The following is a 21,388-nucleotide window of genomic DNA, read 5'->3' as shown; positions in this document are numbered from 1 at the left end:
CGCGATCAGGGCGCGGTGTGGTTCGGAGACCGCAGCCACTCGTCGAAGGTGATCGCGCCCCGCTGCGCCTCCGCGCCGCCGCGGAGGGCGCCCGACGCCATGGAGCGCCAGTACAGCCCCGGCAGCGCCACCTCGAAGGCAGGGCGGCGGATGCCGTCGGCACGCAGCCGGCGGCGCACCAGGTCGATCAACCTCGCATCCTCCGGGCCGACGAGGTCGCGCGCGCGGCCCAGGGGGCCGCCCTCCGCGAGCTCGACGAGCCGCTCCCCCACCTCCCGCGCGGCCACGGTGCGGACGAGCGCGCGAGGCACCGCCACCAGCGGCCCGACCGAGCCGCGCCGCATCACCTGGCCGGCGAACTCGTGGAACTGAGCGGCGCGCAGCACCGTCCACGGCACGCCGCCCGCCGCGACCGACCGCTCCTGCGCGAGCTTGCCGGAGTAGTACGACGCGTCGACGCCGTCGATCCCCACGATCGACAGCGCCACGTGGTGCGGGACGCCCGCCGCCTGCTCGGCCGCGAGCATCCGCTCGGTCGCCCGCTCGAAGAAGTCGACGGCGACCTTCGCCGACAGCGTCTCGACGCTGGTCACGTCGATGAGCGCGTCCGCTCCGGCGAGCGCCGCCGCGAGCCCCTCCCCGGTCGTGACGTCCTGTCCGGATGCGCGTGACAGCGGCACCGTCTCGTGTCCCCGCCTGCGGGCGGCGGCGAGCACGTGACGGCCGACCGTGCCCGTGGCGCCGGCGATCGCGATCCTCATGCCGAGGCCTCCCCTCGGAAGTGGGTGTCGGATGTCGTGTCGTGGAGTGTCGTCATGACACGTCGACGACGTAGCCCACCCGAGTGTGAGGTCGACGACGCAGCCCATCCGGATGTGAGGCCGGCGCGCGGCCCGGATCAGGCGGGCAGGTCACGCGCGCAGCCTCACTCGCGCGCCAGGCCGCGCCGCAGCGCGGCGAACAGACGGCCGAGGCGGCGGCGGTGGTCGGCGGCGAGCTCGGGCTCCGCCCACCCGTCGATCACCCGCCGGGCGGTCCCGACGAGGACGCTGGCGTACCCCGCGATGACGAGCGCCGCGGCGAGCAGCGCATCATCGCGGTCGACTCCGATCCGCTCCATCTCCGTCGCGAGCACGGCCTCCAGCTCGGCCGCGATCTCGCGCGAGCGGTCGGCCAGCGAGGACGACTCCGCGACGACACGGAAGAACACCCCGGCCCCGGAGGCCAGTCCGGACAGCGCGTGCCGCTCCTCGGCGAGCCGGCCGGTGAGAGCTTCGACGGCGTCCAGGGCCCGTTCCAGGGAGGTGCCCGTCCGCCCCGCCTCCGCGTCTGTCGCGCCCCGCACGGCGGCGCGGAGCATCTCAGCCGCTTCGGGTGCGCGGTCGAGGAGGAGGTCCTCCTTGCGCGGGAAGTGCTTGAACACCGTCACGCTCGAGACGCCTGCCTGACGGGCGACCTCGGCGACGGTCACCTCGTCGAAACCCCTCTCGAGGATGAGCGCGGTCGCGACCCGCGAGATCCGCGCACGGGTCTGGGGGCCGCTGCGTTCGCTCGTCCGTGGCACCCTTCGATCCTATACTTGTGCGACTTAGTTTAGTGACCTAACCTAGTCGTATGACCTCATCCGATCCCGCGCCTCAGACCCTGCGCCACGCTGGGGTCGCCCTCGCCGGGCTCTCCGCGGTGTTCCTGTTCGAGATGCTCGACAACTCGATCCTCACCGTCGCGCTCCCGACCATCGGCCGCGAGCTGGGCACGTCGACCGTCGGTCTGCAGTGGGTCACGGGCGCGTACACCGTCGTGTTCGGCGGCCTGATGCTCGTCTTCGGGGCCCTGTCGGACCGCTTCGGTCGACGCCGGATCATGCTCGTCGGGCTCGTGCTGCTCGGTCTGGCGAGCCTCGCGACCGCCTTCGTCACCACGACGGATCAGCTGATCGCGGTGCGCGCCGCGATGGGCGTCGCGGCCGCGATGACCACGCCGGGCTCGATGGCGCTCGCCTTCCGCCTCTTCCGCGAGGACGGGCTGCGCGTGCGCGCGATCAACCTCATCTCGACCGTCGGGCTCGTCGGACTCGTGGTCGGACCGACCGCAGGCGGCTTCGTCCTCTCGTTCGCACCCTGGCAGGTGCTGCTGCTCGTCAACGTGCCGATCGCCGCGCTGGCCTGGATCGGCATCCGGGCGGGTGTCGCCGCGGATGCACCGGAGGACCTCCACCGCGATCCGCTCGACGTCGCCGGGGGTCTTCTCGGCACCGCCACGATCGTGCTCGCGCTGGTGGCGCCGACCCTGTTCGTCGAGGAGGGGGCGGGCTCGTGGACGCCGTGGGTCGCCACCCTCGCGGCCGTCGCGGCGGGCACGCTCTTCGTGTGGCGCGAGCGGACGGCGCGCCATCCGCTTCTGGAGCTGCGGCTGCTCGCGCATCCGCTGGTCTCGAGCGGACTCGCCTTCAAGGCGGCCGCGGGCATGGCGATCGCCGGGCTCGGGTACCTCGTCACCCTGCAGCTGCAGCTCGACTGGGGCTGGCCGCCGGCGCTCGCCTCGCTCGGGATGCTGCCGCAGGTGATCGTTCTCATCGCGGGCGGCGCCGCCGTCCGCCCGCTGATGAACAGGTTCGGCCTGGAGCGGCTCGCTTGGATGAGCTCGATCGCCGTGGTCGCGGGCCTCGCGGTCTACGCACTGCTCGGCTCGTTCGGCTACGTCTGGGTCGCGGTGGCGCTGGTGCTCGTGTCGGCCGGACTGCGCGTGGTCGGGGTGGTCGCGGGCACCAACGTGCTGCGCGGCCTCCCGGAGGACCGCACCACCATCGGCGCCGCCCTCGTCGACACCGCATCGGAGGTGACGACGGGCGTCGGGCTCGCCCTGGTCGGCACGATCCTCGCCGCCATGTTCGCGGGCACCGTCACCGCGACCCCGTGGACCCCCGCGCAGACCGGCGAGTTCCGGGCCGCCGTCGAGGTCGGCGCCCTCGCCCTCACCGCGGTCTCCGCCGCCCTCGTCGCCTACGGCTTCCTCCGCACCCGTCGCGCTCCCATCCCCAACACCCCCGCTCAGGCATCCTCTGCGCCCACGGCCCCTCCCGACCCCGCGCGCAGCACTCCCTGACCCGCGGCGCGCGGGGAGCAGCGACGTCCGCTCTGTGGAGGAAAGAGGCGAGAGCGCGTTGAGCTTTCCTCACCGAGATCCGTCGTCCGAATAGTCTCCGTACGGTGCGCGTGCCCACAGGGTTAGGGCGGCGGGTCGCACTCATCTGAACTCCCAGATCGAACTCCGCGCATCGCGCAACCGTCTCTGCAGTACCGCTCGGTACAGCTTCGCGTCGGGCTTCGTCGAGCTGTACGACCTGTGGATGGCCCCCGCGACCATGTCCGCGAGTTGGATCATGACGTTGCGCGCCGAGTCGGCGGTCGAGATCTCCCTGATCGTGCCAGGGCACTCGTCCTTCACGACTCGATGGAAGTACCCCGCGTCCTTCAGCCTGAACGCCTTCGTGTCTCGAGGCGGGTGCGATACGCCGTGATGGCGTCGGCCACCCGCTCGATCCGGCCTCCACCAGCGCGTCGAGCGGCGACTTCCGGCCCTACATCCCGCCTGGGAGGGGCGGAACGTCGCCACTCGACGGAGACCGCCCCTCCCGGGCACGAACGGTCGTCGGGGGCAGCGCGCGACGCGCGGGCGCGTTTGACACCTCGAGTGCCGTCCGCCTAGCGTGGGAGCACGTGGGAGCGCTCCCACCGGCGCAGTGCGGCGTAGGACCAGCCGTCGCCCGCAGCCCGATCGCACGACACGAGGTTCCGCAGCCATGACCGACTTCCCGCCCGGCTTCCTCTGGGGATCCGCCACTGCCGCCGCCCAGATCGAGGGTGCCGCCTTCGAGGACGGCAAGGAGGCCTCGATCTGGGATGCGTTCGCCCGCGTCCCCGGCGCCGTGCTGAACGGCGACACCCTCGACGTCGCCGACGACCACTACCACCGGATGCCCGAGGACGTCGCCCTCATGAAGCGCCTGGGGCTGCACGCCTACCGCTTCTCGACGAGCTGGTCGCGCATCAAGCCCGGCGACCGCGAGTTCAACCGCCGCGGTCTTGACTTCTACTCCCGCCTGGTCGACGAGCTGCTCGCGAACGACATCGTCCCGTGGCTGACGCTGTACCACTGGGACCTTCCGCAGGCCGTGCAGGAGCTCGGCGGATGGGCCGCGCGCGACACCGCCTACCGCTTCCGCGACTACGCGGAGGGCGTGTACGCCGTGCTCGGCGACCGCGTCTCGCGCTGGACCACCTTCAACGAGCCGTTCTGCAGCTCGTGGCTCGGCTACGCCGCGGGGGTGCACGCACCGGGTGTGCAGGATCCGCGTCAGGCCGTCGCCGCCGTGCACCACCTGCACCTCGCGCACGGACTCGCGACGAAGCGCCTGCGCGAGCTGGGCGCGGAGGAGGTGGGCATCACGCTCAACCTCACCAACGCGATCCCGCGCGACCCGTCGGATGAGGCCGACCTCGATGCCGCCCGCCGCATCGACGGGCTGAACAACCGCATCTTCCTCGACCCGCTGCTGCGCGGCGAGTACCCGGAGGACGTGCGCCGCGACCTCGCCGGGTACGGCATCGACGACAACGTGCGCGACGGCGACCTCGAGCTCATCTCGCAGCCCCTCGACTTCCTCGGCGTGAACCACTATCACGACGACCAGGTGTCGGCGCATCCGCTCGAGCACGCTCTCGAGACCCACCTCGTGCAGGGCTCGACCCGGCCGGTCGCGTCGCCCTTCCCGACCGCGGAGTTCGTCACCTTCCCGCAGCGCGACGGCCTCACCCTCACCGCGATGGAGTGGGAGGTGAACCCGATCGGGCTCACCACCCTCCTCGTGCGTCTCGGCCGCGAGTACGACACCCTCCCCGCCCTCTACGTGACCGAGAACGGCGCCGCCTATGACGACGTGGTCTCGGAGGATGGCGCGATCCACGACGTCGAGCGCACCGCCTACATCCGCGACCACATCGACGCGGTGCACGCCGCGATCGAGCAGGGGGCGGATGTGCGGGGCTACTTCGTCTGGTCGCTGCTCGACAACTTCGAGTGGGCCTGGGGCTACGGGAAGCGCTTCGGCATCGTGCGGGTCGACTACGACACCCTCGAGCGCACACCGAAGGACTCCGCGCTCGCGTACGCTTCGATCATCGCCGATCACGACGCCTCGACCCGGGCCTCGACCGTGGTGAGCCCGACCGCCGGATGAGGACCCCATGACCCCGCAGCAGCCCACCCTCGAGATGGTGGCTGCGGAGGCGGGCGTCTCGCGCTCGACCGTGTCGCGTGTGGTCAACGGGTCGCCCAAGGTGACCCCCGAGGCGGTGGCCGCCGTCGAGGCGGCGATCGCCCGGCTCGACTACGTGCCCAACCGTGTGGCGCGGTCGCTCGCGCGGTCGCGCACCGATGTGATCGCGCTGCTCGTGCCCGAGCCGTCGTCCACCGTCTTCGCCGACCCGTTCTTCGCGTCGATCGTGCGCGGGGTGTCGACGGCGCTCGGCGAGACCGACTACACGCTGTCGCTGCTCATCGCCTCCGAGCAGCAGGCGGCGAAGACGCGGCGCTTCCTCCTCGGCGGCAACGTCGACGGCGCGCTCGTCGTCTCGCACCACGCGGGCGACGACTCGTACCTGCACCTGGGGTCCACGGTCCCGCTCGTCTTCGGCGGCCGGCCCGTGCATCCGTCGGCGGCGGATGCGCACTACGTCGACGTCGACAACATCACCGCGGCGCGGCTCGCCACCTCCCATCTGCTGAGCCTCGGCCGCCGTCGCATCGCGACGATCGCCGGGCGCCAGGACATGCCCGCCGGCCTCGACCGGCTCGAGGGGTGGCGCGCCGCCGGCGGCGACCCCGACCTGGTGGAGGTGGGCGACTTCTCGCTCGAGTCCGGCGCGGCGGCCATGGAGAGGCTGCTCGCGCACGCGGGCGACGCCGGGATCGACGGCGTCTTCGCGGCGAACGACCAGATGGCCGCCGGCGCGCTCGGCGTGCTGCACGCCCACGGCCTGCGCGTGCCCGACGATGTGGCGCTGGTCGGCTTCGATGACGACCCCTACGCCACCACGACCACGCCGCAGCTCACCACCGTGCACCAGCCCTCGTCCGCCCTGGGCGAGCTGCTGGCGACCACGCTCGTGTCGCTCATCGAGGGCGACGACGTGCCGAGGGCGCAGTACGTGCCCACGGCCCTCATCCGCCGCGGCTCCGCGTAGTCCCTCTCCCGTCCCACACGCGGGGCGGGCGGGATGCGGGTTCGGCCCGCGGGGAACGCGCTCGGCCCCTCCACGGCCCCGCCGACGCGCTGAGCGGGCGCAACCCGCCGCAGCGGCGCCGCCGCCTGGGTTCGCGTGAGGGCCTGCGCCCCTGCGGGGCGGGCGTGGATGCGGGTTCGGCCCGCTCAGAGCGCGCTCGGCCCCTCCTCGGCCCCGCCGACGCGCTGAGCGGGCGCAACCCGCGGCAGCGGCGCCGCGCCGCCTACCACGGACGGCCGCTCAGCCGGCGGAGCAGGAGTAGAGGTCGGTGACGCCGTCGACCGCGGTGCAGTTCTGGGTCACCCACTCCCGGATGGAGGAGACCTCCGAACCCGACGACGACCCGGCGCCTCCGAAGCCCCCGCCGCCCCCGAAGCCGCCGTCGCTCGCCATGAGCACGAACCGGACCTGACCCGACGCGACGAGCTCCCGGAACGCGGCCAGGGTGGGCGCCGGATCAGACCCGCTGAACCCGCCGATCGGCAGCACGGAGTCGCCGTCCGTGGCGGTGATGTACTCGGCCGCGCTCTGCGCCCCGAAGGTCGCGAGCAGGTACGAGGCCGATCCGCGGTTCGCCTGCACGTACGCCAGCACGGCTTCCTCCGCGCCCGACCTCCCCGCACCGGTGGCCCCCAGACCGCCCGCGGAGCCGGCGTCGGAGCGAGGCCCGCCGTCGCGGCCGGAGGCGTCCGGCCTGCCCGTCATGCCCGTCATGCCGGAAGAGCCGGATCCCCCCGCCGGAGGCTGCCCGCTCCCCGCCCCGTTCCCCGTCCCGCTGCCGGGAGCACCCCCGGGGAAGCCGCCCCCACCCCCACCGAAGCCACCCGAACCCCCGCCCCCGCCGAAGCCCATCGCCGACCCCGCGCCCGCGATCGGGTTGATCGAGTTCTCATGGTTCATCGCATCCAGCGACCACACGGCGGGGGTGAGGAGCAGCGCGGCACCCGCGATCACGGAGACCCACCACCGACCCGCCCGACCCCGCCGCCACCCCACGACGAGCACCCCGGCGACGAGCGCCAGCACGCCCTGGGCGATCGCGACCCAGAGCAGGTACTCGGGATGCGCGAGCCCCACCAGCACCGCGGTGAGCGCGGCCACCCCGATCATCGCGAGCTGGGCCCAGAGAACGCCCCGCGCCCGGGCGACCGCGAACGCCAGCCCCACGAGCAGCCCCATCGGCAGCGCGAGCGACGCCGTGTAGAACTGGTGCATCCCCGCGACGGCGGAGAACATCACGAGGAACGTCACGAGCCATCCCCCGAGGAACACCACCAACGAGAGCCGCTGACGCAGCACGAGCAGCACGACGATCGCGAGGAGCGCCACCGGGATGAGCCACGCGACCTGCCCTGCCACCTCCACTCCGAAGAGCCGGAACACCCCCCGCGTCGCCGGAGAACGGCGGCGTGAACGACCGGTAGTCGCTGGACTCGGCGGTGGCCGAGAACCGCCCGAGCCCGTTGTAGCCGAACACCATCTCGAAGGGGTTGTTCGAGTACGTGCCTCCCACATAGGGGCGGGCGGATGCGGGCACGAGAGCGACCACGGCGATCCAGGTCAGCGACAGCGCGAGGCTGACGATCCCGGCGACGGTGAGGTCGCGAACCTTCCGCCACCAGGACTTGCGCGTGACGAGGTACCCGGCGGCGAGGGCGGGCCAGACCGCCCACGCCTCGAGCATGTACATCTGGAACGCGAGCGCGATGAACGCGCCCGCTCCCACCAGCCAGCGCGCGGAGGCGCGCTCGACGGCCTTGGTCGCCGCCCAGGCCGCGAGCGCGAGCGCGAGCACGAAGAACGACTCGGGTTGGTTCGATCGGGCGACGGCGGCGAGGATGGGCGTGGCCGCGACGGCGGATCCGGCCAGGAGGCCGGCGAGGGTCGCTCCGCCCTCGAGCCCGAGTCCCCGCGCGATGCGGCGGGCGGTGAACGCGACGATCACGACCGAGGCGATCGTCGCCAGTGCGTTGGGTGCGTTCACCGACCACGTGGAGAACCCGAAGACGCGCACGAACAGCGCGGGCACCCAGTACGACCCGGGGATCTTGTCGAGCGACACCGTGCCGGCCGGGTCGACCGATCCGAACAGGAAGTTCGCCCAGCTCTCGCTCATCGACAGGGCGATGGCCGCGTAGTACTCCGAGCGCTGGCCGAGCTGCAGCGCCCACAGGGTGGCGAACGTGGTCAGGGCGATGAGGGCGCCGAGGCCGAGAGGCCACGGACGGAGCACGCGTCGCAGGACGACGCCGACCGCGGTGGAGGATGCGCCGGCCGCGTCGGGTACGCCGGGTCCGAGGGTGGAGGTCGTCACGCAGCCGACGGTAGGCAGCGGACATTTGCCCCCGCCTCGGCCGGACTATGGGTGCGCTATGACGTCGCGGAGGTGGCGGCGGTGCCGTCGCGCGCCCCGCCCTCGTGCTCGGCTTCTCAGTCGAGCCGCGCGGAGAGCGAGAGGACCCCGTCGACCACCGACACCGCGCTGAGGTCGGGCACGACCGCGTCGGCGCCGTGCCCGATGGCGGAGCTCCCCACGCCGATGACCACGCCGACGCCCGCGGCACGGGCCGCCTTGATGCCCGACATCGCGTCCTCGAAGACGACGCAGTCGGCGGCGGGAACGCCGATCCGTTCGGCGCCGGTGGCGTAGGGCTCGGGGTGGGGCTTCCCGTGGGTCACGTCCTGCGCCGCGATCAGCACGGCGGGAGGCTCGATGCCCGCCGAACCGAGGCGCGCCCTCGCGAGGTCGCGGGTGCCCGAGGTCACCACGGCCCACGGCAGCTCGAGCGTGGAGGTCAGCTCGCGCGCCCCGGGCAGCGCCCCGGTGCCGGCCGCCTCGCGGATCTCGTCCTGCTCGAGCTCGAGCTCGGCGCGCTCAGCGTCCTCCGCGGCCACCAGCTCGCGGACGGTGTCGCCCGCCCGCCGGCCGTGCACCATCTGCGTGTGGTAGTCGAAGTGCGGCGCCCACCGGGCCGACCACGCGTCCCAGGCGCGGCCCGCCGACACGAGCGAGTCGACGAGCACGCCGTCGCAGTCGAACAGCAGGCCCCGGATGCGGTACTCGTCAGTCACCACTCGAGCCTATCGACGGCGCGAGCCCGTCACCTCGACACCGATTCCGTCGCACCTCCGCGCTATCCGGCGGGCTCGCCCGGATCCGGTGTCGAGGTGACGGTCGGCGCGGCAGAGGGAGTGGCGTCGGTCGAGGAGCCGCTCGGCCCGGCGCTCGGCCCCACCACACGCACCTCGGCGTCGGGCAGGCGCGTGCGCATGACCGCGACGGCGTCGGGGTTGGCGTCGACGAGCACGTAGTGGCGGCCGAGCGCCGCCGCGACGGCGCCCGTGGTGCCGCTGCCGGCGAAGAAGTCGAGCACCCGGTCGCCCGGGCGCGACGAGGCCTGGATCATCCGCCGCAGCACCCCCTCGGGCTTCTGCGTGGGATAGCCGGTCTTCTCGCGGCCCGTCGGCGAGACGATGGTGTGCCACCACACGTCGGTGGGCAGCTTGCCGAGGGCGGCCCGCTCGGGCGTGACCAGCCCCGGCGCCATGTAGGGCTCCCGATCGACGGCGGTGGAGTCGAACCAGTATCCGGTGGGCGACTTCACGTACACCAGGATCGTGTCGTGCTTGGTGGGCCAGCGGTTCTTCGACTTCGCGCCGTAGTCGTACGCCCAGATGATCTCGTTGAGGAAGCACTCCCGCCCGAAGAGGGCGTCGAGCAGCACCTTCGCGTAGTGCGCCTCCCGGTAGTCGAGGTGGAGGTAGAGGGTGCCGTCGTCGGCGAGCAGCCGCCAGGCCTCCAGGATGCGCGGCTCGAGGAAGCCCCAGTAGTCGTCGAAGTGGTCGTCGTACCGCATGAGGTCGCCGCGGATGCGGTCGTACGCCTGCCCCTTGAACCCGATGACGCGGCCCCGCCCGGCGGGCGAGTCGGCGGCGACGCGGACGCTCGTCGTGGTGCTGCGCCGCTGCGGGCGCCCCGTGTTGAACGGAGGGTCGAGGTAGATGACGGTGAACGTCCCGTCGGCCATGCCGGGGAGCACGTCCATGTTGTCGGCGTGGAGGATGAGGCCCTCGACGCCTCCGCCGGTCGGGCCCTCGACGGGCCCGGTGACCGAGCCCTCGACCGCATCCACCGGTCCATCATGGCAGCAGGGCCCTGCCGCCTCCGCATCCGCCCCTAGTGCGGCGAGCCGAGAACGTCACCCAGGCGACAGGGGTATCGTGCCGCCCATCATGAGTACTGAGATCCGCCACGAAGTCGCCGAGCACCGCTACGCGCTCTATCTCGACGGCGAGCTGTCCGGGGTGGCCGACTACATCGCCGCCGACGGCAAGGTCTACATGACCCACACCGAGGTCTTCCCGGCCAAACGCCAGAACGGCCTGGGCGGGATGCTCGTGCAGGCTGCCCTCGACGACATCCGTCTCAGCGGCGCGGGCGCGGTGGTGCCGCAGTGCTCGTTCGTCGGGCACTACATCCGCACCCACCCCGACTACGAGGAGCTGCTCGCGAGCTGAGCCGCGGTCACCACTCCCGCACGAGGCTGAGCGAGCGGTTCGCCTCGCGGAAGCCGACCGACGTGTAGAGCCCCACGGCGCCGGTCGGGCTCTCGGAGTCGACGTCGAGCACGGCCTGCTCGAGCCCCGCCTCGCGAAAGGCGGCGAGGGCGCGCACGAGCAGGGCGCGGGCGACGCCTCTCCCCCGGTACGCCGCGCGCGTGCCGAGCAGCTCGATGTAGCCGAACGGGAAGCCGAGCTGCTCGCACTCCTCGGGGTTCACCGTCGTGATGAGGAAGCCGGCCACCTCCTCGCCGTCGAGCATCACGAACGACAGGTCGTGCCGGGCGACCGGGAGCGCGTCGCGCGCGGCCCAGTCCTCCGCCGAGACGGGCTGGCTCCCCCAGTGATCGCGGAAGGCCTCGTTCCGCGCCACGCGCACCCGCTCCGCGAGGTCGGGCGCGTGCTCCGGCTCATACCCGCGGATGCGCAGGGCGCCGTCGACCGACACCTCGGGCAGCGGCTCGGCCAGGTCGCGCCGCAGCTCGAGCCAGTACCGGCGGGGCGCGAAGCCCGCGCGCTGCAGCAGGTCGACGACGTGGGTCGAGCCGGCGTCGGACTGCGCGAGCAGCCAACCGGGGAGCGGCACGTCGTGCTCGGCGAGGATCTCGAGGCCTCGCGCCTGCTGCCAGTCGAGCAGCCGTCGCCCGATCCCCTCGCGCCGGCGGTCGGGGTCGACATGGCCGTCGAGGAACACCTTCACGAGCGACTCCGACTCGGCCGGGCGCACGACGAGGCCGTAGGCGATGAGGCGACCCTCCGCATCCGTCGCCCCGGCGGTGTCGCGATCGGGGTCGAGCTCGGAGCGCGACAGATCGCTCTCGATCTCCTCCCGCGAGACGACGAAGTTCGGATGGTCGAGGCGACCGGCTCGACGCCGCAGCTCGTACACCTCGGCGGCATCCGCCGGACCCAGACGTCGCCAGCCGACGCCGTCGGGCCCGGACGGGAGCGTCGCACCCCCCTCCGCGGGGAGCGGGACACGGTCGCGGAGAGGACTGCTCATGATTCCACCGTAGGGGCGAGAGCACGGAGCGGGCGAGAGCACGGAGCGGGCGAGAGCACGGAGCGGGCGAGAGCACGGAGCGGGCGAGAGCACGGAGAGCGCAAGCCCGTCGCCCACCGACGGGGGCGCGGGGCAGGATGGACGACGGACAGACCACGCCCGACGGATCGGACCGGGCAGAGCGCGAGGAGCAGACGTGGAGAACAGGACTCTCGGCAGGACGGGACGCGAGGTGTCGGTCATCGGCCTGGGCACCTGGCAGCTGGGCGCCGACTGGGGCGAGGTCGACGAGGCGGATGCGCTGGCTGTGCTCGACGCGTCGGCTGAGGCGGGCGTCACCCTGTTCGACACGGCCGACGTCTACGGCGACGGGCGGAGCGAGTCCCTCATCGGCACCTGGCGTCGCGCCAACCCGGGGCATCCGCTCACCGTGGCCACCAAGATGGGCCGTCGGCTGCCGCAGGAGCCGGGCAACTACACGCTCGAGAACTTCCGCGCCTGGACCGACCGCTCGCGCCGCAACCTCGGCGTCGAGACGCTCGACCTCGTGCAGCTGCACTGCCCGCCGACCGCGGTGTTCCACGACGACGCCGTCTACGACGCGCTCGACACCCTCGTCGACGAGGGCGCGATCGCCGCGTACGGCGTGAGCGTCGAGGAGACGGCGCAGGCACTCGCGGCGATCGCCCGACCCGGGGTGGCCACGGTGCAGATCATCCTCAACCCCTTCCGTCTGAAGCCCCTCGACGAGGTGCTCCCCGCGGCTCAGGAGGCCGGGGTGGGCATCATCGCGCGCGTGCCGCTGGCCTCCGGGCTGCTGAGCGGCAAGTACACCGAGTCGACGACGTTCGCCGCCGACGACCACCGCACGTACAACCGATCGGGCGAAGCCTTCGACGTCGGCGAGACCTTCTCGGGTGTGCCCTTCGAGGAGGGCGTCGCCGCGGCCCGCGAGTTCGCCGCCCTGGTGCCCGGGGGCCTGACCCCGGCGCAGGCCGCCCTCGCCTGGGTGGCTCAGCTCGACGGCGTGAGCAGCGTCATCCCCGGCGCCCGCAACCCTGAGCAGGCGCGCGCGAACGCCGCCGCCGGTCGGGTGCCCGACCTCGGCGACGGCGTTCGCGAGGGTGTGCGGCGCATCTACGACGAGCGGTTCCGTCCGCTCATCCACGACCGCTGGTGAGAGCCGGGGCGGCAGCGGTCTCCGCGACCGAGGCCGCCTCGTCGGGACCGAGGTGGTCGTCGGCGCTCATCGTCGCCTCGTCGAACGGACGGCCGCCCGAGAGCACGGCGCGCACCTGCTCGGTGTCGAGCTGGCGCGTCCAGGTCGCCACGAGCAGAGTGGCCACCGCGTTCCCGGTGAAGTTCGTCAGCGCCCGCGCCTCCGACATGAACCGGTCGATCCCCACGATGAGGCCCACGCCGTCGAGCAGGTCCGGCCGGTGCGCCTGCAGACCGCCGGCCAGCGTGGCCAGCCCGGCCCCGGTGACCCCGGCCGCGCCCTTCGAGGCGATCACCATGAACACCAGCAGCGACACCTGCTCTCCGATCGAGAGCGGTGTGCCCATGGCATTGGCGATGAACAGCGACGCCATGGTGAGGTAGATGGCCGTGCCGTCGAGGTTGAACGAGTACCCCGTCGGCACGGTGATCCCGACGACGGGCTTGGAGGCCCCGAGGTGCTCGAGCTTCGCGATCAGCCGCGGCAGCGCCGCCTCGGACGATGAGGTCGACACGATCAGCAGGTACTCCCGCGCCAGGTACTTCATGAGCGAGAAGATGTTGATGCGGGTGACGATCATGAGCAATCCGCCCAGGACGACCACGATGAACACCGCGCAGGTCACGTAGAACGCGATCATCAGCGCGCCGAGCCCGATGAGCGCCTGAGGACCGGTCGAGCCGACGACGGCGGCGATGGCGCCGAACGCGCCCACCGGCGCCAGCCACATGATCATGGCGAGGATGCGGAACACCAGCGCCTGGATCATCCGGATGCCGTTGAGGATCGGCGCGCCCTTCGCCCCCATCCGCTGGAGCGCGAACCCGATGATGAGGGCGACGAACAGCGTCTGCAGGATCGAGCCGTCGGTGAGCGCCGAGAGCAGCGACACCGGGATGATCCCGAGCAGGAAGTCCTTGGTCTCGGTCGCCTCGCCGGTCGCCTGGTAGCTCGTGCCGCTCAGGTCGAGGCCGGTCCCGGGGTGGATGAGGTTGCCCACCACCAGCCCGATCGCGAGCGCGAAGGTCGACATGGCGATGAAGTAGCCGAGTGCGAGACCGCCGACCTTCCCCACCGTGGCGGCCTTCGCGATCGAGCCCACGCCCAGCACGATCGTGCAGAAGATGACCGGCGCGATCATCATCTTGATCAGTTTGACGAACGCGTCGCCGATGGGCTTGAGGCCCGTCGCGAAGTCGGGCACGAGGAGCCCCACCGCGATGCCCGCCGCCACCGCGACGATGACGGCGATGTACAGGTAGTGCGTGCGGTCGAGTCGCCTGTGCGGTCTCAGCGTCATTGCCATGATCGTTCCCTTCCTCGAGCGGCACCCCTGTGTGCCCTCCGGTGCAGGAGACTCTGCGCGTCCGCGGACGGGCTGTCCCGTTTGTGGTCGTAGTGTTCGCGGCCGGCACGGAGACAGCGCGACGTGCGGGAGAGATGATGGAGTGTCCCGACCACAGCGGAGTGAGGAGGCGCCGATGCGTCGACGGTGGAGCGTCGCGACGCGCCTGCTCGTCGTCCAGCTGATCGGTGTCGCCGTGCTCGCCGCGGGGGCGGTCGCGTTCACGGTGGCCGGGGCCCGGAGCGATGCACAGCAGGAGGCCGAGACGCGCTCCGTCGCGGTGGCGACGTCGCTCGCTCAGAACCCGCTCGTCGTGGGCGCCGTGTCCGGGCCGGATCCGACCTCGACGCTGCAGCCGTATGCGCTGGATGTGATGGCCGCCTCCGACGTCGACTTCGTCACGATCATGTCGCCCGACGGCATCCGCTGGACCCACCGCGACCCGAGCCAGATCGGAGGGCACTACCTCGGCACGATCGAGCCGGCGCTGCGGGGCGAGACGATGGTCGAGACGTACACCGGAACCCTCGGCCCATCGGTCCGTGCCGTCGCCCCGGTGCGCGATGCCGCCGGCCAGATCGTGGCGCTGGCGGCGTCGGGCGTCACCATCTCACGGGTCGAGGGCACGCTCGCCGCGCGCCTCCCTCCGCTCGTGGGCGGCGTGGTGGCCGCGGCCCTCCTCGTCGTGCTCGCGACCGTCCTGCTCAGCCGGTACCTCGGACGGGTGACCGACGGCCGCGGCCCCGAGGAGATGGCCCGGCTCTTCGCGTACCACGAGTCGGTGCTGCACTCCGTGCGCGAGGGCCTGCTCCTCATCGACGGGCGGGGCCGGGTCGCGCTGCTCAACGACCAGGCCGCCGTGCTCCTCGGTCTCCCGGCCGGCAGCGCCGGGGAGGGCATCACCGATCTCGGGCTCGAGCCCGACCTGGAGGCATTCCTCCTCACCGGTCCGTCCGGTCCGGCGTCACAGCCCGACCTCGACTGCGCCGCGACCGAGCAGGTGCACCTCCATGCCGGGCGCATCCTCGTGCTCACCCGCCGGCCGGCCACCCAGCCGCGGCGCGGCCGCCGCCCGGCGCGACTCCTGGGCACCGTCGTGACGCTCCGCGACCGCACCGAGATCGAGCGGCTGAGCGGCGAGCTCGACGCGACGAGGACGCTCTCCGACGCCCTGCGCTCGCAGACCCACGAGCACTCGAACCGGATGCACGTGGTGGCCTCCCTGGTCGAGCTGGGCCGCTACGACGAGGCGGTCGCCTTCGCCGTCGAGAGCACGGCCCGGTCGCAGCACCTCGCCGACGAGCTGTTCTCGGGGATCGAGGACGCCGTGGTGGCGGCTCTGCTGCTCGGCAAGTGGACCGAGGCGAGAGAGCGGGGTGTGGAGGCCGACATCGACGTCAGCGACGGGGCACGGTGGGATGCCGACCTGACGGAGGACCTGGTGATCATCCTCGGGAACCTCGTCGACAACTCGCTCGACGCCGTGTCGCGGGCCCCGGAGAAGCGCGTGGTTGTGCGCATCTCCGGCGGGGGCTCCCACGACCTCGAGCTCCGGGTGACCGACACGGGGACGGGCCTGCCCGCCGATCTCGGCTTCGCCGACCTCTCGCGGCGCGGGTTCTCGACCAAGGATCACGGTGCGTTCGGTCGGGGGGTGGGTCTGGCCCTCGTCGACGACGCGGTGAGACGCCGGGGCGGGACGATCGACCTCACGGTGGGAGAGGGCGGGTCCGGATGTGAGGCGACCGTCCGCATCCCACCCCGATCGGTGGATCCGTTCGACGCCGTCGACCGGTCGGGTGCCGTCGAGCGCTCACTGAGGCCGGAGGCGTCGACATGACGGACGAGATCGGCGTGCTGGTGGTGGAGGACGACGAACACACCCGCGAGGTCAACTCGCGCTTCGTCGAGAGGGTGCCCGGCTTCACCCTCGCGGGGACGGCGCCTGACGCGAACAGCGCGCTGCGGGCGCTGCGGGCCGACCGGGATGGCGGGCGGGCAGCCGCGATCTCCCTCGTGCTGCTCGACATGAACCTCCCGGACGGTCACGGACTCGACGTGTGCCGCCGACTGCGCGCCTCCTCGATCGACGTGGACGTGATCGCCGTCACGGCGGCCAGCGACGTGGCGACCGTCCGGGCCGCGGTGTCGCTCGGCATCGTGCAGTACCTGATCAAGCCGTTCACGTTCGCCTCCTTCACCGAGCGGCTCGAGGGGTACCGGGAGTTCGTGACAGGGGTCGATGCGACCGGGACGGCGACGCAGTCCGAGATCGACCAGGCGTTCGCCTCGCTTCGCAGGGGCTCCTCGACGACCAGCCTCGCGAAGGGCCTGTCGGAGGAGACGATGTCGCGCGTCCTCGCGGTCGTGCGGCGCGAGTCGGCGCTGTCGGCGAGGGAGGTCGCGGCCCAGGCCGGCCTGTCACGCGTCTCCGCGCGTCGCTATCTCGAGCAGTTGGTCGAGTCGGGCAAGCTCACGAGGGCGACGCACCAGCACGGCCCCGGCCGGCCGGAGATCCAGTACTCGCGCATCCGGTGAGTCGGAACCCCCTTGACAACCGGCAGCGAACTCACAGGCTCGTCCGATGCGGCCGAGGCGGACCGGATTAGGGTCCGAGTCAAGAGGAAAGGAAGAACGCCGATGTCCGACTCCACCATCACCTCAGACCCCTTCGCCGACGCCTCAGGCCCCGAGGGTCACTCGATCACCGACTGGACCGACCTCGGTCGCGAGATGTGGTCGTACCTGACCGGCCGCGGTGCTGCGGTCAACTACACGTTCGTCGACATGACGGTCGAGGTACCCCGCGACATCGGTCCGGATGCGCCCCGCGCCACCTGGAAGCTGAACGGCACCCTCCGGGTCACGACGAGCGACGACACCGCGCCGGGTTCCGACCCGCTGCGCAGCCGGTAGACGGAGCGCACCGTGGTGCACCTCGACATCGACCTCGCGTTCTCCGAGACCGAGGCCGGCACGGAGTCCCCGTTCGAGGGGACGATCACGGCCTCGGGCACCGAGGTGCGGATCACGGTGAACGACCCGTCGCGCCTCCCGGGAAACGGACGGCGCTCGCTCGCCGAGCTGTCGACGGTCGCCGAGGCCCTCGCCTCGCACGGCATCTCAGTGCGGCTCGAGGGCCCGGACGGGCCGATCATCCAGCTGGGCGACGTGCGCCGGAGCCGCCTGCAGCGCCTCGTGACCGGGTCGCCCTACATCCGGCTCGGCTCAGTCGCCGCCATGGCGCCCCTGCTGGTCAAGCGCGGCTCCGGTGAGAGGGTGTCGTTCCCCGTCCCGCCCGGCACGCCGCTTCCGCTGGCTCCCACGGTCAACCGGGTGGTGCGGCGTCGCGTCACGACGACGCACTACATCCCGGGCTCCGGTCGTCCGCGTCTGATCTTCGTGGTCGGCTCCGAGCACTGGGACGGCCGCCCGCCACGCGAGTTCGACCTGCTGCCCGAGCGGACGGTGATCGGCTCCGGCCCGGATGCCGACCTGCAGCTCCCCGGTATGGCCGCAGTGCACGCCGAGATCCGTCACGAGGCCGACGACGAGTACGTGCTCTACGACATCGAGCCCACCGGGGGCGGACACGCGCGTGAGGAGGGTCCGGAGGGCGGCCGTCCGCCACGCGGACGCATCCTCCGCACCGGTGCGCGGATCGACATGGGCGACTGGCGGATGGCGTACTTCCGCGAGGAGTTCGCCGACCACGGCCGCCCCTACGGCGGACGCGTGGGCGGCGAGCTCGCCCGCCAGCGCAAGCAGCCGCCGCGCGCACGCGGCCCGCTCGGCGGGGTCACCGACCCCGACTGAGCGGTCACCGACCGCCGAGCGGCCGGGTGGTCGACGTCAGTAGCGGATGGCGTCGATCACCTTGACCCGCACGGCGACGAGCGCGGGGAGCAGCCCCGCCACGGCGCCGACCGCGGTGGCGGCGACCATCCCGAGCACGGCCGCATCCACCGGGAAGGGCGGGAAGTCGCTGATGACGCCCTGCCCGATCGCGTCGCGGACGAACGGGCTCTGCACCAGCAGGATCGCCGCCACGACGCCGATCGCCCCGGCGATCACGGTCGCCACCACGCTCTCCATCATCACCGCGAAGAACACCCGGCCGGCCGTCGCGCCGAAGGAGCGCCGGATGCCGATCTCGCGGATCCGCTGCCGCACCGTGACGAGCGCGATGTTCACCAGCCCCAGCGCGCCGAGCAGCAGCACGAGCACCGCGATGCCGCCCACCACGAGGCGCGCGACGAGGAAGGCGTCGTCGCCGAACTGCCCCGCATCCTGACGGTTCACGTCGACCTGGACGTCGGTCCCGAGGACGGCGGTGATGTCGCGTCGGACCGCGTCGGCGAGCGACTGCCAGTCGCCCTCCGGAACCCACAGCTCGTACTGCGGCGCAAGGCCCACGTCGGGATCCTGGATCGACCGGGTCTGCTCGGCCACCGTCTGGTAGCGGGCCAGCTGGTCGGCCAGCATGTACATGGCCGGCTGGGTCTCCCAGGTCGGCGACGGGTACACGCCCACGATCACCGCGGTCGTGCCCTTCGGGCCGCCGAGGCTCAGCGTCGGATGCGTGAGCAGGTCGGGCCGGCCGAGGCGGTCCCAGAACACCTGGTTCACGATCACCTGCGGGGCCAGCATGCTGGCGGCGTCGGGCGAGAACCAGTCGCCCTTGCTGATCCGCATCCGATGGATCTCGCCGTACGGCTGGTCGACCGCCTGCACGCCCACGGTGAGGACGCCGGACGGCGAGTCCACGGGCACGGTCGCACTGACGACGCGGGTGGCGTACGTGATGCCGTAGCGCTCGATGACGTCGGTCCACGCCTGCTGCATCCGCTCGGCGTCGACCTCGCCGCCGTCGGTGCGATACGCGCCGACATAGAGAGTGGCGGGTCGGCCGCTCGACCGCTCGGCCTGCTCGGTCGAGACCTGCTGGAGGACGGCCCCCAACGCCACGACGGTCGTGAGCGAGCACACCGCCACGGCGACGCCGATGAGCGACAGCAGCACGCGGGTGCGGTGGATGCGGAGCTCCTGCCACGCCTCCACGACCGCGCCGACCAGGGCGGTGAGCAGCCTCATGCGGCTCCCGCCTTCGCCTGCGCCTCGGCCCCCGCCGCTGCCTCGCCGGCGGCGCTGAGGACACCGCGATCGAGCCGGTACCGGGTGCGCGCGGTGGCGGCGATGGTCGGATCGTGGGTGATGACGATGAGCGCGGCGCCGGTCCGGGTCGCCACCTCCTCGACCACGGCCATGACGCTCTGGCCCGTGTCGAGGTCGAGCGCTCCCGTCGGCTCGTCGGCGAGGATCAGCCGCGGCCCGCGCACCAGGGCCCGGGCGATCGCGACGCGCTGCTGCTCGCCACCGGAGAGACGTTCCGGCATCGAGTCGAGGCGGTGACCGAGGCCGACCTGCTCGAGCATCTCGGCCGCGATCGCGCGGCGTCTCCAGAACGTCCGCCCGGTCGAGTAGAGGAGCGGGGTGGCGACGTTCTCGAGGGCGGTCCGGCCCTGCAGGAGGTTGAACTGCTGGAACACGAACCCGATGTGCTCTCCACGAAGGCGATCGCGCTCGCCGCTGGAGTAGCTGCGCACCGGGCGGTCCTGGAACTCGAGCACTCCGCTCGTCGGCAGGTCGAGCAGGCCCAGGATGTTCAACAGCGTCGACTTGCCCGATCCGGAGCGGCCGACGATCGAGATGCGGTCGCCCTCCTCCACGTGCAGGTCGACCCCGTCGAGGATCGTGAGCGCGGGCTGGTCGGGCGGAAGGACCGTGCGCGTGACCTGCTCGAGGCGGAGCAGCGTCACGGGGTCGACCCGCAGACGGCGTTGCCCGAGGGCAGCGAGATGCAGCCGCCCATCCCGTCGTCGACGAGGGCGGCGGCGCCCGGGGCGAACTGCAGGACGGTCTCGCCCTCCTCGAGACCTCCCGTCACCTCGATCTGCGAGCCGTCGGTCAGCCCGAGCCCGATGGCGCGCTCCTCCTGCGTGCCGTCGGCCGCGACCACCCAGACGGTCCCGCTCTGCGCCGCACCCTGCACGGCGGTGGTGGGCACGATGAGCACGCCGTCGGCGTGCCCGCCCGAGAGCGTCATCGACGCGGTGAGGCCGGGGAACACGGTGACGCCGTCGGGCACCGGGCAGGTGACGGTCGTCGTCGATGAACCTCCGCTGCCGCCCGAGCCGCCGGGAGCACCGCCGCCACCGGCCGGGTCGGAGCCGGTGCCACCGCCGCCGCCCTGCCCGCCCGCACCCTGGAGCGGGTTCTGGATGCGCAGCCCACCGCAGGTGAACGGGGCGGGTCCCGCGGTGATCGCGACCTGAGCCTCGGTGGGAGCGCTGACGAGGCGGTATCGCTGCGCGGGAGCGAGCGTCCCGGAGACGGAGTACGTGGGCGGCGCCACCTGCGCGGTGGCCTCCCCCACCGAGACGGTCTGCCCCTCGATGATGCCCACCGCGCTCACCGTGCCGCTGATCGGGGCGGTGACGTCGACGTAGCGGTAGCGCACCGGCAGGGGCTTGCCCTCCGCATCGACCGAGTCGGCGGGATCGCGCTCGATCTCGACCTTCACGTCGTAGACCACGTCACCGGCCGCCACGACCGCTCCCTCGACGACGTTCACCTCGTCGACCGTGCCCGCGGCGGTCGCCTTGACCGCCACCGCCGGATCGGCCGACACGGTCGCGTCGACCACCACGTCGTTCGCGATGCTGCCGCGCGCCACGACGACGGTCGGGGCGGTCACCTCACCGGTCGGGATCGCGGAGTCGTCCTCGGCGGGCCGGTCCGGGAAGAACGCGAGCTTGCACAGCGCGACGGCCACCACCGCCACGAGCACCAGCCTCAGAATCGGGAACACCCATCGTCGTGCTGCGTCCACGGTCACCCTCCCTGCCGCTCGACCGGGCACGCCGCCCCCGTCGCCCCAGCGACGTTACCGGATGCGGGCGGGTCGTCCCTGGGAT

General features: G+C 72.5%; 20 protein-coding genes and 1 pseudogene. 9 read left to right on the top strand and 12 right to left on the bottom strand.

Annotated features, from left to right (window positions below):
- Nucleotides 1–5: 5 nt before the first annotated feature.
- Nucleotides 6–761, bottom strand: coding sequence for an SDR family oxidoreductase (locus ACFJGV_RS14595; protein ID WP_378144708.1), 756 nt, complete (start codon nt 759–761; stop codon nt 6–8).
- Between the two features lie 164 nt (nt 762–925).
- Entirely contained in the window at nt 926–1,564 is a 639-nt protein-coding gene (locus tag ACFJGV_RS14590; protein WP_378144707.1) for a TetR/AcrR family transcriptional regulator, read from the bottom strand.
- A gap of 50 nt (nt 1,565–1,614) precedes the next feature.
- Here ACFJGV_RS14590 and ACFJGV_RS14585 point away from each other — a divergent pair, with 50 nt between their 5' ends.
- On the top strand, nt 1,615–3,105 hold the full coding sequence (locus ACFJGV_RS14585; protein ID WP_378144706.1) for an MFS transporter: 1,491 nt from the start codon (nt 1,615–1,617) through the stop codon (nt 3,103–3,105).
- A 141-nt stretch (nt 3,106–3,246) separates the two neighbouring features.
- Here the strand turns inward: ACFJGV_RS14585 and ACFJGV_RS14580 are convergent, their stop codons facing one another.
- Nucleotides 3,247–3,804, bottom strand: a complete 558-nt coding sequence (locus tag ACFJGV_RS14580; protein WP_378144705.1) for a DUF3800 domain-containing protein — start codon at nt 3,802–3,804, stop codon at nt 3,247–3,249.
- Here ACFJGV_RS14580 and ACFJGV_RS14575 point away from each other — a divergent pair.
- Nucleotides 3,803–5,239: a GH1 family beta-glucosidase gene (locus ACFJGV_RS14575; protein ID WP_378144704.1), complete on the top strand. Its 1,437-nt coding sequence runs from the start codon at nt 3,803–3,805 to the stop codon at nt 5,237–5,239. The two genes, ACFJGV_RS14580 and ACFJGV_RS14575, sit on opposite strands and share 2 nt — an antisense overlap.
- Nucleotides 5,240–5,246: 7 nt before the next feature.
- Nucleotides 5,247–6,245 carry a LacI family DNA-binding transcriptional regulator gene (locus ACFJGV_RS14570; protein ID WP_378144703.1) on the top strand — a complete coding sequence of 333 codons (999 nt, stop codon included), beginning with the start codon at nt 5,247–5,249 and terminating at the stop codon, nt 6,243–6,245.
- 279 nt (nt 6,246–6,524) lie between these two features.
- On the opposite strand, the gene ACFJGV_RS14565 is transcribed toward ACFJGV_RS14570, so the two are convergent.
- From ACFJGV_RS14565 to ACFJGV_RS14550, 4 genes and pseudogenes are all read right to left on the bottom strand, one after another.
- Nucleotides 6,525–7,643, bottom strand: coding sequence for a hypothetical protein (locus ACFJGV_RS14565; protein WP_378148795.1), 1,119 nt, complete (start codon nt 7,641–7,643; stop codon nt 6,525–6,527).
- Between the two features lie 262 nt (nt 7,644–7,905).
- Nucleotides 7,906–8,400 (bottom strand): annotated as a pseudogene (locus ACFJGV_RS14560) (ArnT family glycosyltransferase); the annotation flags it as partial.
- Between the two features lie 314 nt (nt 8,401–8,714).
- The gene (locus ACFJGV_RS14555) at nt 8,715–9,356 is read right to left on the bottom strand and encodes an HAD-IA family hydrolase (protein ID WP_378144702.1); all 642 of its coding nucleotides are present in this window, start codon (nt 9,354–9,356) and stop codon (nt 8,715–8,717) included.
- A 62-nt stretch (nt 9,357–9,418) separates the two neighbouring features.
- Nucleotides 9,419–10,330, bottom strand: coding sequence for a DNA-methyltransferase (locus tag ACFJGV_RS14550; protein ID WP_378148741.1), 912 nt, complete (start codon nt 10,328–10,330; stop codon nt 9,419–9,421).
- 187 nt (nt 10,331–10,517) lie between these two features.
- Here ACFJGV_RS14550 and ACFJGV_RS14545 point away from each other — a divergent pair, with 187 nt between their 5' ends.
- Complete coding sequence (locus ACFJGV_RS14545) at nt 10,518–10,802, top strand: GNAT family N-acetyltransferase (protein WP_378144701.1); 285 nt, start codon at nt 10,518–10,520, stop codon at nt 10,800–10,802.
- A 7-nt stretch (nt 10,803–10,809) separates the two neighbouring features.
- Here the strand turns inward: ACFJGV_RS14545 and ACFJGV_RS14540 are convergent, their stop codons facing one another.
- Nucleotides 10,810–11,847 carry a GNAT family N-acetyltransferase gene (locus tag ACFJGV_RS14540; protein ID WP_378144700.1) on the bottom strand — a complete coding sequence of 346 codons (1,038 nt, stop codon included), beginning with the start codon at nt 11,845–11,847 and terminating at the stop codon, nt 10,810–10,812.
- Between the two features lie 196 nt (nt 11,848–12,043).
- On the opposite strand from ACFJGV_RS14540, the gene ACFJGV_RS14535 reads away from it, so the two are divergent.
- Nucleotides 12,044–13,027, top strand: coding sequence for an aldo/keto reductase (locus ACFJGV_RS14535; RefSeq protein ID WP_378144699.1), 984 nt, complete (start codon nt 12,044–12,046; stop codon nt 13,025–13,027).
- Here ACFJGV_RS14535 and ACFJGV_RS14530 read toward each other — a convergent pair.
- Nucleotides 13,008–14,372 carry a cation:dicarboxylate symporter family transporter gene (locus tag ACFJGV_RS14530; protein WP_378144698.1) on the bottom strand — a complete coding sequence of 455 codons (1,365 nt, stop codon included), beginning with the start codon at nt 14,370–14,372 and terminating at the stop codon, nt 13,008–13,010. The two genes, ACFJGV_RS14535 and ACFJGV_RS14530, sit on opposite strands and share 20 nt — an antisense overlap.
- A gap of 175 nt (nt 14,373–14,547) precedes the next feature.
- Between ACFJGV_RS14530 and ACFJGV_RS14525 the strand changes: the two genes are divergently transcribed.
- The 4 genes from ACFJGV_RS14525 to ACFJGV_RS14510 all read left to right on the top strand — a co-directional run bounded on the left by ACFJGV_RS14525 (nt 14,548) and on the right by ACFJGV_RS14510 (nt 18,227).
- Nucleotides 14,548–16,251 carry an ATP-binding protein gene (locus ACFJGV_RS14525; RefSeq protein ID WP_378144697.1) on the top strand — a complete coding sequence of 568 codons (1,704 nt, stop codon included), beginning with the start codon at nt 14,548–14,550 and terminating at the stop codon, nt 16,249–16,251.
- Nucleotides 16,248–16,949 carry a response regulator gene (locus tag ACFJGV_RS14520; protein WP_378144696.1) on the top strand — a complete coding sequence of 234 codons (702 nt, stop codon included), beginning with the start codon at nt 16,248–16,250 and terminating at the stop codon, nt 16,947–16,949. Before ACFJGV_RS14525 ends, ACFJGV_RS14520 begins: the two co-directional genes overlap by 4 nt.
- A gap of 102 nt (nt 16,950–17,051) precedes the next feature.
- Nucleotides 17,052–17,327: a hypothetical protein gene (locus ACFJGV_RS14515; protein WP_378144695.1), complete on the top strand. Its 276-nt coding sequence runs from the start codon at nt 17,052–17,054 to the stop codon at nt 17,325–17,327.
- A 12-nt stretch (nt 17,328–17,339) separates the two neighbouring features.
- Entirely contained in the window at nt 17,340–18,227 is an 888-nt protein-coding gene (locus ACFJGV_RS14510; RefSeq protein WP_378144694.1) for an FHA domain-containing protein, read from the top strand.
- Between the two features lie 36 nt (nt 18,228–18,263).
- On the opposite strand, the gene ACFJGV_RS14505 is transcribed toward ACFJGV_RS14510, so the two are convergent.
- From ACFJGV_RS14505 to ACFJGV_RS14495, 3 genes are read right to left on the bottom strand one after another with little or no spacing between them, the layout of a single operon-like run.
- The gene (locus ACFJGV_RS14505) at nt 18,264–19,505 is read right to left on the bottom strand and encodes an ABC transporter permease (protein ID WP_378144693.1); all 1,242 of its coding nucleotides are present in this window, start codon (nt 19,503–19,505) and stop codon (nt 18,264–18,266) included.
- Nucleotides 19,502–20,230: an ABC transporter ATP-binding protein gene (locus tag ACFJGV_RS14500; protein WP_378144692.1), complete on the bottom strand. Its 729-nt coding sequence runs from the start codon at nt 20,228–20,230 to the stop codon at nt 19,502–19,504. Before ACFJGV_RS14500 ends, ACFJGV_RS14505 begins: the two co-directional genes overlap by 4 nt.
- A complete protein-coding gene (locus ACFJGV_RS14495) occupies nt 20,227–21,303 on the bottom strand; it encodes an efflux RND transporter periplasmic adaptor subunit (protein WP_378144691.1) in 1,077 nt (358 codons plus the stop codon). Before ACFJGV_RS14495 ends, ACFJGV_RS14500 begins: the two co-directional genes overlap by 4 nt.
- Between the last annotated feature and the right edge of the window lie 85 nt (nt 21,304–21,388).

Source organism: Cnuibacter sp. UC19_7 (genome assembly GCF_042699995.1).
Lineage (GTDB): Bacteria > Actinomycetota > Actinomycetes > Actinomycetales > Microbacteriaceae > Cnuibacter.
The sequence above is the reverse complement of the archived record's forward strand: the minus strand, read 5'-3'. Positions and strand labels throughout refer to the sequence as shown.